General features: G+C 35.4%; 12 protein-coding genes. 1 reads left to right on the top strand and 11 read right to left on the bottom strand.

All coding sequences use genetic code 11. The annotated features are described in order from the left end of the window. Positions 1 to 73 precede the first annotated feature (73 nt). On the bottom strand, positions 74 to 343 hold the full coding sequence (gene rpsO, locus FD20_RS02750) for a 30S ribosomal protein S15 (protein WP_057736056.1): 270 nt from the start codon (positions 341 to 343) through the stop codon (positions 74 to 76). Positions 344 to 634: 291 nt separating this feature from the next. On the opposite strand from rpsO, the gene rpsT reads away from it, so the two are divergent. Next, positions 635 to 889, top strand: a complete 255-nt coding sequence (rpsT, locus tag FD20_RS02745) for a 30S ribosomal protein S20 (protein WP_057736055.1) — start codon at positions 635 to 637, stop codon at positions 887 to 889. 166 nt (positions 890 to 1,055) lie between these two features. Here rpsT and holA read toward each other — a convergent pair whose 3' ends face one another. The 10 genes from holA to FD20_RS13765 all read right to left on the bottom strand — a co-directional run. Further along, positions 1,056 to 2,084 carry a DNA polymerase III subunit delta gene (holA, locus tag FD20_RS02740; RefSeq protein WP_057736054.1) on the bottom strand — a complete coding sequence of 343 codons (1,029 nt, stop codon included), beginning with the start codon at positions 2,082 to 2,084 and terminating at the stop codon, positions 1,056 to 1,058. A gap of 12 nt (positions 2,085 to 2,096) precedes the next feature. Beyond that, a complete protein-coding gene (locus FD20_RS02735) occupies positions 2,097 to 4,175 on the bottom strand; it encodes a DNA internalization-related competence protein ComEC/Rec2 (RefSeq protein ID WP_162255611.1) in 2,079 nt (692 codons plus the stop codon). 197 nt (positions 4,176 to 4,372) lie between these two features. Next, positions 4,373 to 4,849: a ComE operon protein 2 gene (locus FD20_RS02730; protein WP_057736052.1), complete on the bottom strand. Its 477-nt coding sequence runs from the start codon at positions 4,847 to 4,849 to the stop codon at positions 4,373 to 4,375. Between the two features lie 65 nt (positions 4,850 to 4,914). Beyond that, positions 4,915 to 5,634, bottom strand: coding sequence for a helix-hairpin-helix domain-containing protein (locus tag FD20_RS02725; protein WP_057736051.1), 720 nt, complete (start codon positions 5,632 to 5,634; stop codon positions 4,915 to 4,917). Between the two features lie 256 nt (positions 5,635 to 5,890). After that, positions 5,891 to 6,913, bottom strand: a complete 1,023-nt coding sequence (locus tag FD20_RS02720; protein ID WP_057736050.1) for a SepM family pheromone-processing serine protease — start codon at positions 6,911 to 6,913, stop codon at positions 5,891 to 5,893. Next, a complete protein-coding gene (gene coaD / locus FD20_RS02715; RefSeq protein WP_057736049.1) occupies positions 6,914 to 7,390 on the bottom strand; it encodes a pantetheine-phosphate adenylyltransferase in 477 nt (158 codons plus the stop codon). Positions 7,391 to 7,395: 5 nt separating this feature from the next. Beyond that, positions 7,396 to 7,953 carry a 16S rRNA (guanine(966)-N(2))-methyltransferase RsmD gene (rsmD, locus tag FD20_RS02710; RefSeq protein ID WP_057736048.1) on the bottom strand — a complete coding sequence of 186 codons (558 nt, stop codon included), beginning with the start codon at positions 7,951 to 7,953 and terminating at the stop codon, positions 7,396 to 7,398. A 3-nt stretch (positions 7,954 to 7,956) separates the two neighbouring features. Then, on the bottom strand, positions 7,957 to 8,259 hold the full coding sequence (locus tag FD20_RS02705; RefSeq protein ID WP_057736047.1) for a YlbG family protein: 303 nt from the start codon (positions 8,257 to 8,259) through the stop codon (positions 7,957 to 7,959). A gap of 12 nt (positions 8,260 to 8,271) precedes the next feature. Continuing rightward, positions 8,272 to 9,378: a CAP-associated domain-containing protein gene (locus tag FD20_RS02700; RefSeq protein WP_057736046.1), complete on the bottom strand. Its 1,107-nt coding sequence runs from the start codon at positions 9,376 to 9,378 to the stop codon at positions 8,272 to 8,274. A gap of 41 nt (positions 9,379 to 9,419) precedes the next feature. Then, positions 9,420 to 10,753 (bottom strand): biotin/lipoyl-containing protein (locus tag FD20_RS13765; RefSeq protein ID WP_338040486.1); only part of this gene is annotated, 1,334 nt, incomplete at its 5' end.

The raw sequence follows: 10,753 nt of genomic DNA, 5'->3' as shown, positions 1-10,753 counted from the left end.
AAAATCATTACTTTCTCTGGTGAAGCTCTTTCACTTAGGGACTTATGGCACAGCCCCATTTCATATGATCTATTTAACGACGTAATCCTAAACTCTTAATAAGTTCACGATAACTCTGAACTTTATTCTTACGCAAGTAAGCTAACAAGTTACGACGATGACCAATTTTTCTCATTAAACCACGTTGTGAAGCATAGTCCTTCTTATGAGTACGTATGTGTTCGTTAAGTTCATTAATATCTGCAGTTAAAACAGCAATTTGAACTTCTGTAGAACCAGTATCACCCTCGCGGCGAGCATACTTCTTCATGATTTCATTCTTTTTTTCTTTTGTAACAGCCATTTTTTTCCCACCCTTCTGTAATTTTGCTGCCTTTATCCCGGTAAAACGTCGGTGAGCCGCGTTATACTGAGAAAAAGGTCGTCATGCACAAGTGCACAACAATCATTGTACCTTAATCTTAATTCTGTTTCAAGACATGCCTTTTAATATATTCTTTTCAAAAGTCAAGGTAATTTCCTTGACACATTTTAACTTTTTTATTGCATTGTCAGAATAGCTCTTGTATAATAGCCTATGTTGAAAAAATTATGATGCCGGTATGGGAATCATGTAACGTGGAGGTGAAGATTTTTGCCAATTATTAAATCAGCTATTAAACGTGTTAAGACTAACGAAAAAGCTAATACACGTAATTCAGCACAACTTAGTGCTATGCGTAGCACCATCAAGAAATTTGAAAATGCAAAAACCACAGGAGCTGACAACGTCGAAGACTTATACAAAGAAGCTATTGCTGCTGTTGACAAAGCTAAGTCTAAGGGTTTGATCAAAGTTAACAAGGCTGCTCGTGACAAATCGCGTCTGACTGCTCGTTTAGCAAAATAGTTTTTTTGCTTTCAAGCTTTTAGTGTGTTGCTATTTTAATAGAGATCCAAAAGAAGCCGCGCTGTTTATAGTGTGGCTTTTTTTATTGATATAATTTAAACAAGCTCAACGCTTGTCTTTATCGTTTCTCGCATTTCACCCTATAAAGCATTTCTTTGAAATTATTTTACCCACGTTTTTCTCTGAAATATCCCAACATAAAAAGTTCAAAAAGAGCTAGGGGTTCTCTTTGCGTTGATTTCATTTTTTCCTCTAAATCAACCAATCCCAAATACGCTGTTCGAAGGTCCGTTCTGTGCAATGATCGGCTTTTTTTCATTGCAAGCTTCACACGATATGGATGTACTTTCAAAGAACTTGCAATATTTCCTTGAGCATATCCATGTTTTTGTAAAATATTTACTTGCAGTAAAAGCCTAATTTGTCCCAACAAAATTGCGTTTATTTTTAGAGGTTCTTCATGCTGCAAAATCAAATCATGATACATCTCAATTGATTTCTCTACTTGCTTAGATAAAACTAAGTCGCTTAAATCAAAAATATTTTGTTCTAACGTTTGTGGAACCATTCTCGCAACCATCAATACAGTTATTTTTCTATCTTTTTGTGCTAAAATCATCAATTTAGGCAGTTCATTCATAGCCAACGATAATTTGGCTTCTGTTTTTCTCACTAGCAGTTCAAGTGCTTGAGGCTCTATTGAATACTTTTTTTCCCCCAGTAGCTGACTTATATAATTTTTAGTGCTTTTTTCATCTAAAAAGCCATTTTCAACAACAATCGCCGTTTTTAGTAGCTTTTTTGATAGTTTTTTCCTTTCATCGAGTTTATCATAGGGTGCAAATATCACAAAAACTGTTGTTGGTTCTGGATTTTCAATGTAATTGAGAAATTCATCAGTGTTCTGCTCGCCCTTAACCTTTTTATTGTTTCCAATTAAAAAATAAGGATGTTTAATAAAAACGATTCGTCTGTCCCCAAAAAATGGGGCTGATAATGCATCACCAATCGCCTCTGAAATTGCAGTGCTCTCCATATCATACTGCCCTATATTGACTGCTCTTTGATCTTCTGGGACTGTTTCGACAAAAGCATCCGAAATTCGTTGTGCATTGTAATCTTCTTTTCCCAATATCAAGTAAACAGGTGCTAATTTGTTTTCATGAATATTTTTTAATAATTCCGCTACCCTCATTTAAATTATACCCTACCTTATTTTTAAAGTATTTCCTGTTTCAATTTTAAAATTGTGTGAACCAATAGGAACCAGTTTTATCATCCCAACCTTCGCTGTGTTTAAATAACTAATCCTATTTTGCCTTAACGTTTCCAGTGTTTCCAAATTAGGATGCCCATATCGATTAGCTCGTCCAGCGGAAATAATTGCCAGCTTAGGTTGTAACTGCTGTACGTATCCTTCAGCCGTTGATGTCTTACTGCCATGATGCCCAGTTTTTAAAATATCGGCTCGTAGTTCTGGTATTCTCTTACAGATTTCCAGTTCACCGCTTTTGTCTAAATCACCGCTAATTATAACATTAACCCCATTGAGATTTGCAGTCACTGCTATAGAGGATTCATTTTTGCCTTCTCCTTCACTAAATGGATGCAAGATTCTGTATTGTCCGACCAGCTCAACTTTTTCCGTTGAAATGGGTACAACATCTTGTTTTTTGTTAGCTGACAGTAGCAGGCGTCTTTCAAAAGAAGCAGTTTTTTCCATGCCTGATGGTACTAATATCTTCTCAATTTTGATAAGCCTACTAATAACCGGAAAATTACCTACATGATCCGTATCTTGGTGCGTCAAAAACAACCAATTAACTTTTGATACACCTTTGCTCAAAAGATAATTTGCCACAACTGTCTCACCATTCTCTTTACCGTGTCGTTTTTGCCACTGTTTATTTTGAAAATTAATTTTGCCTCCTGTATCAATTAACGTAATTTCCCTATTAAACTGTCTCCTGATAAGGGTACAATCCCCCTGACCAATATCGAAAAACACTATTTCATCATGCAAAGGCATTTTTATCATAATTCCTACTAAAAGATATGATACGAATTTCCAAAAATAAATTTTCTTTTTGCTTTTGACGACTTCAAGTGCAAACATTAACCCTAACCCAAAAATAACAATTGCAAGTGGGGGTTTCCCAAATACTATATTTGAAGGCATTTTCGCAGTTACTTCGATTCCCTTTGCAATCCAAAATAATATTTCATTACACAAGAAACTCAGTTGTGGAAAAAGAACACCTAAAAGAACTGATGGAATAATAATCCACTCAAAAACAGGGATTATCAAAATTGAAGTGACGGTTGTCAGCATATTCCAGCGAAAAGTATGCCATAAAATCAATGGTAAGCTATAACCATTCATCTTCAGTCCCAACTGCCAAACGTTCATTTTCTTGCTCATCATTAAAACAAAAGTCAGTAAATAACTCAACTGTGCACCCATTGAATGCACTAATTCTGGGGAATAAATTAGATTTAAAAGTAATACAACGGCCTCAGCTTCTACTCCATCTAGCCCATTATCAAAAAACTTACTTGATAAAATCATTAACCATGACATCATCACGGCCCTAATTAAACTAGATGATAAACCACCGAGAATTGCATAAAAAGGCAAGATTATCAGAATTAAATCTTCACAAGTCTCACGCGTGATATGCATATACCCTAAAACAAAACGAATTGCACTTAAAAGGTAAAAGATATGCATGCCAGACAAACTAAAAAGATGCAAGAGTCCTAATTTGTTGATTTGTTCTAGTTGAGTTGAAAAATTTTGAGAATAGTATCCCAACAATAGGATTTGACTGTATCCATTTAAGGGTGCAGGCAGTGTAGCAAAGTAATTTAATATCCTTTTCCGTAAACCATGTGTTGCTGCAATCAGATCAGCAATCGTACACTGGTGTGGGGCTTCCTCCCCCACCTCTAACTTAGATATTTTAGCCGTATTAACAATTTTTTTACCACGCATGAAAGTTCGATAATCAAATTGATTTTCATTTGTTGGTGGCAAGATCTGTTCGACACTCGCTGTAACAACTAAAGTTTTGATAGTATCAATCTTGCTTAAATAATTTTTTTCATTTTTTGTTCCAATATTATAATAGGCTTGTATTTTTTGATTGCCTTCTATCCAAAAACCACTTAATTTTAACAAATCTCCATCGATTTGAAATTCATCCGGTTCTAAAATTATTTCATTTTTTGTAATCTCTACTTTGTCCTTAAAAACTTTTTGCTCCAGTGACTTATTCCATAACATGCAATATGCAAAAAAACAACAAGTAAAGCAAAACATACACATAATAAACTGCTTATGACGCAATGCTGCAATTCGAAACTGCAACAACACAAACAATACCAACCATTCCCACCGAAAAGAAAGGCATAGTAAGCTGATCAGATAAGCATCAATTGCTAAAAAGAAAAAAATCTTCCTAATTTTTGAAATTCTCCGGACTAATCAAAATAGGTATCTGCCGTAATCGAATTTAAGTACTCCTTATCAACTTTAACCTGCTCGATCTCAACATTTTTTAATTTTAAAAGTTTCATTGCATAAACATCGTTATGATAATTACGCAAATAGTATATTTTTTTAATTCCGGCTTGGAGTAACATTTTTGTACATTGCAAGCAAGGAAAATCCGTCACGTATATTTCTGATTTTGCAGTAGTAACACCGAATTTTGCGCATTGCAAAACAGCATTCATTTCCGCATGAATTGTTCTCACACAGTGACCATCAACCAAATAGCATCCCTCATCAATACAGTGAACATCTCCAGAGACCGAACCATTATACCCACCAGCAATAATTCTCCGATCACGAACGAGAATAGCACCAACAGATAGTCGCTCGCATGTGCCTCTTAGAGATAACAATATAGCTTGAAGCATAAAATATTGGTTCCATGGTATTCTTCTGTCTTTCATAATTTCACCTTCAAATTAATTTTAACTCTAGTATAGCAAACACCCACTACCTTCGACAGTTAAAATTAAGGTACGATTGTTAATCGTTCTTTTAACTTTTCAAATGTTTTGTCTCCAATACCGGTAATCTCCATTAATTCTTCTATTTTTTCAAATCTTCCGTGTTGAGTTCGGTAAGTCAAAATAAGATCAGCTTTTTTATCTCCTATACCATCCAGTTCCAATAACTCACTCTTAGTAACCTTATTTAGATCAACTTTTTTGTTATTCTGAGCATCACTCTCCTCGATACCTATTTCAGAATTCAATGTAGTGCTGTTTTTATCATTATTGTTGCTTATCTGTCCAGTTTCCATCGTTGTCGGAGGTTTTTTATCTATTTCTCCTTTAAAGGGAACATATATTACCTGCTGATCAACTAACTTTAAAGCTAGATTAATTTGATTACGATCTGCTGTCTTCTCAAGCCCTCCTGCAGCACTAACAACATCGGCTACTCGCATTTTGTGAGTAACTTTGTATATTCCTGGCTTTTTGACAGCTCCTTTAATATCGACAAAAAAATCCTTGCTCATGTTATCTTGTTTTGCACTTTCTTGAGATGAATTCAAAGAGACATCTTTCTTAGCGGAACTTTCATGAGCTCGTACAATGCTATTTGATTGTGTTACAGAATCATTAGTTTTAAAAAAATATCCTCCAATTAAACATGCTATGGCTATAACAACCACAAGAACACACGACAACACTTTGTTTTCTTCCCAAAATTCTTTTATTCTTTCCAAAATTTTCCTCCCTTCAAACTATATATACGCAAAAAAAGACCATGACCTAAATTAATTTCGCCATAGTCTCTTATTCTAATTTCGTATTATATAAATTAACATGCTTCTACGTTCGAGCCTCTTTTTACTTTTAACCATGAATTACTAGAAATCAAACTCCAACTATACTCGTAATTTGTAAGTGGTCTTTAAAAAGCCTAACAGCCAGTAATGTACTCCCTTTAGCTTTAATTAAAAATACTTATTGGTTGTATTTTTACTTTTCACGTAAATAGCTAAGTGCATCTTGAATATTCTTAACTGGAACTATTTTCATTTTAGTACCGATCTTTTTGGCTGTCTTCTTTGCTTCCTGATAATTATTTAATTCTCCAGCCTTTTCCTCTGCTTGGGTAAGTGGATTATTAGGTGCAAAGAAAATATTTGCTTTTTTTCTAGCAGCAGCAACTATCTTCTTGTCAATTCCTCCAATATCACCAACTGATCCATTAGAAAGCATTGTACCAGTGCCTGCAATTTTCCGACCTTTTTTCAGATTTTCGTGACTTAACTGTGCATACATTTGCAAGGTAAGCATTAAACCTGCAGAAGGACCTTCAATACCATCCATATCAGTTTTTATTTTCACTGATGATGCAACCTTAGATTTTTGAATGAAGCTAATCCCTATGCCCTTTTTCGATGTTCCAGGCAATTGAATTAACTTGCCTTCAGTTGAAAAAATACGATTGCCACGTTGGTAGCGAATAGATACGTCTCTCTTTTTTTTCTGCTGCAGATATCGCGTAAAATTCGCTGATTTGACGCACCTTTTTCCATCTACGCCTATTATGATATCTCCAGCGCGTAGCTTGCCCTTAAAAGATGACCTACCAAGCAATGACATAACAACTATTCCCCTAAAACTCTGTTTAAACGGCTTACCAGCCAATTTTAAAGAAACTATCTTTGCTTGATTAAGTGCATCATCCATATAATAATGTTGCACTTTTTCATATTCCGAGGAGGAATTATTCCCTCTAACAGAACTACTCGGCAAACGCGTTGCATACCTATCAAAATAACTTGCAACATAAAGAGCTGTTGTTGCCCGTCCAAGTCCAACATAAGTTAGCATAAACTGACCATCTTGAAAATCTTTTTGACCATTTACAGAGACATACTTTTCAATGTTCTGTGCACTTCCAACAGTTTCAATGTACGCCGGTATAGGAACAAAGCAAAAAAGAGCAACAAAAACTAGTAGAACAACTACAAAAACACGCTTTTTTTTAAACATTTAGCACATCTTTTCTTTCAATGCACGAGCAACCTTTTGCGGCACTAAACCTGCAAGATTACCATCAAAGCGTGCAACTTCTTTCACTAAAGTTGATGATATAAAACTATACTTTCCAACAGCGGGTAACAAAACAGTCTCAAGTGAAGGATCTAGATGCCGATTCATATCTGCAATGCCGCGCTCAGTTTCAAAATCTTGCCCATTTCTGGCTCCTCTAACGATAACTTTAGCTCCCAAACTTTCAGCTGCCCTGACCGTTAAATCAGCTTCAAGAGACAGCACTTTGACATTGTCAAAACAAGCAACAGAATCATTGAGTAATGCTACCCGCTCTGCAGGAGAAAAAATACCGTGTTTATTTGTGTTCGTCATAACAAGTACAGTCAATTCTGAAAAAATTTTACTCGCTCTTTTTATTAAATCAATATGTCCACAAGTAACCGGATCGAAACTTCCAGGAAAAATCGCATTCATTCTAATTATTCACCTCGATATTGGTAAATAGTTATTTCAGTAATTCCATAATCTGCCCGCTTATAGAGTACAAACCCTTTTACTGCGGTCGGTAAATTGGCCTCTTGGTTCGTTTCACAAATCAAAAGAGCTTCTTTCTCTAACAATTCAAGTTCTGCTAAGCGCTGAATAAACTCCAGTATTTGTTGCTTTTTGTACGGAGGATCCAAAAAAACATAATCATATTTTTGCTTTTTCTGAACCAATTTTGACAATATATGTGATGCATCAGCTTTAAAAACCTCAAATTTATGAGGTTCTTTAGTGACATCGATGTTTTCTTTAATTGTTTTAATCGCCAAATACTGACGGTCAACCAGTGTTGCGCTCGCAACTCCTCTGGACACAGCCTCAATGCTTAGTCCACCGCTACCAGCAAAAAGATCTAATGATTTTCCGCCTGCAAAAAAAGGCCCTATCATGCTAAAAAGTGACTCTTTAACTTTATCTGTAGTAGGACGAGTCTTCATTCCAGGTACGGCCTTCAGCCTCCGCCCTCCATATTCTCCAGCAATAACTCTCATGTTTTATTCTTTATTACTCCTATACTTTTCTCGATCTTCTTCGGTTAATTTATAAGTTTTCCCTACCTCATCTTCAAAATTAATCTTGATATTAGGGCGGGGTGACATTAGAACACGTTTTACAAATCGTATTTCCCTCAACTTTTTAACCGTATCACTCAAATTTGAATGATCAATATACAAAACTACATATTTCATGCGTTTCGAAACATAATGGATAGTCCCGTAACGCCTTAATTGCTTACTATTTTTTAAATGATACAAATAGACAATAATACTCTGCCTTTCATTTATCTTAAAATTCATTCACTACCACCTTTATTTGTCGATAATAAACACTAACATACCTCTATCATAAGCTATTCCGATGTTAGTGCTGCTCGAAGAAACAAGTTTGGGTAAAATTAATCTCAACAGCACAGCATCAGAAAAGAAATCCGAATTGTCATACACAGGAGCCACACAGTAAATATTAAAAGAGTTTCGATTTAAACCAACTGTTTTATATAATTTTTTAGGTATACTTCGACCATATAAATACAACCCTTGTTTTTGATTTAAATTACCGCTCAACATACTTTTGATTATATGACTTTTTTCTTTGGTTAAAAAGGCCTTAGGATTTTCACCTAACTCATCAAGTATCGTTTGACTTGCCTGTGTTAGTTCATCATTCGAAATCAATGCTGGTGTTCCGGCTAAACTTCGTTTGACATTAATCATCCTTATTAAGTCTGCAGGCATCATATTGTTCATTGCTATCCAATCTGTTTCACCTTGAAACTGGACTGGCAGAGGTGTTTTCGACACAATTCGATACATCTTCTTTTTCAATAACATGTCTGCATCCAAATACTCAATTGCGTAAACTTTTTTTGAATCAGGGTGCAGGTAAGTAATCGCATAACTATTGTTTTTAAAACTCAACAGTGGTCGTTCATTTAAATCATCTTCCGATAATTCCAATTGGAAACTCTGCTCGTGGTAATTTAATTTAAAATTTGCATACAATGAACTAAGTTGAACCAGTTTTTTAAAGGGCATATTGATCCTTAGTTTCTCATATTGCAAACCATCTTTCCCACTTACAAAAATTGAGCTAGCCTTATGTGTTAAAAGATCGATTCCCACTTTAAAATAATATTTCTCATTTAAACTGTATACCCACCATTGAATATTAATCGCACTAGGAAGCTTTTCAAGTGGTTCCCCAAAAACGTTTTCGATTGTCTTAGATGATGCACCTATATAACGAGCAAAACCTTGTGTCTTAATTCGATCAACTTTTGGAGTGGTCAAACGAGCCTTATCAGTCACTATATTTTGTTTTGAACTAAGAGATTTTTTTTGCGGATTGACTGAACCATCTTCAAATAAGGCAGTCCAACAATATAGACCCACGAGAATCACTAAAAAAAATGTCAAAAAATAAAGTACACTCCTGAGAAATCTTTTCCCTCTCATTATCAGTCCTTTATTGGTTCAATTTCCATCAATAAATCTCTTGTTTCCAAAACATCGCCAGCTTTAACATAAATATGGCTGATTTTTCCATTAAATGGTGCTTTAATAGTCGTTTCCATCTTCATAGCTTCAGTTACAATCAAAGGCTCGCCTTTCTTTACAACTTGATTCTTAGCAACTAGGACATTCAAGACTGATCCACTCAAAGTTGCTCCAATATGTCTTGGATTAGTCGGTTCTGCCTTCATAACTGTCTTTATTTTTGCTTTTTTACTCATATCATGAACAACAATCTGTTGCGCTTGACCATTGAGCGTGAAATAAAGATTACGATTTCCCTCTTCGTCAGCGTTGCCGATCGAATTTAATCTAACAATAATCTTTTTTCCGACACCGTAGTCAATATGAATTGTTTCTTCGGTTCTCATACCTTGGTAAAAAGTATTAGTGTCCAGAATTCCCAATTCCCCAAACTTGTTAATCATGTCCTCATATTCTAGAAAGACATCAGGATACAAAACGTAACTCAAGACTTCTTCAGTCGTTGGTTCACGCTTTATCTTCTCTTCTAATTCTTTAGCAACTTTTTCAAAATCAACTGGTTGAGCCAGACTACCTGGCCGAACTTTGATTGCTTTTCTACCCTTCAAAACAATATCTTGCAGTTTCTTAGGAAATCCTCCTACTGGCTGACCAAGGTCACCTGCAAAAAATTTCACTACTGATTCAGGAAAATCAATTTGTGCCCCACGTTCAAATATGTCTTCTGGTGTCAATTGATTCTTAATCATGAAAATAGCAAAATCACCGACAACTTTAGAGCTGGGTGTAACCTTCACAATATCTCCTAAAAGTTCATTAACTTCGCGATATGTTTTTTTAACCACTTCAAAATCATTAATTCCTAAGGCCTTTGCTTGCTGCTGCAAATTAGAATATTGACCTCCAGGCATCTCAGTTTGATAAATATCAGTTTGCGGAGCAGTAATACCATTCATGAAATCTTGATAAAATGGTTTGATTCCTTGCCAATATCGATTAATTCTTTCAACATTATCAATGTTCAGAGCAGGTTGTCTCAGATCATCTGTCAGTGCATAATACAAACTGCTCATACTTGGCTGACTAGTCGTCCCAGAAAGTGAACTCATCGCAACATCGACAATGTCAACTCCGCCACGAACAGCTTCAACGTAAGTAGCGACGCCATTACCAGTTGTATCATGAGTGTGCAAATGTATAGGAACGTCAATTTCTTCCTTAAGGCTGCTGATCAGTTCATAAGCAGCCTTAGGCTTCAACAATCCTGCCATGTCTTTAATTCCAATAATTTGCG

The organism is Liquorilactobacillus uvarum DSM 19971 (assembly GCF_001434935.1).
GTDB lineage: Bacteria > Bacillota > Bacilli > Lactobacillales > Lactobacillaceae > Liquorilactobacillus > Liquorilactobacillus uvarum.
Note: the sequence above shows the minus strand (reverse complement) of the source record. Positions and strands in the feature narration are given on the sequence as shown.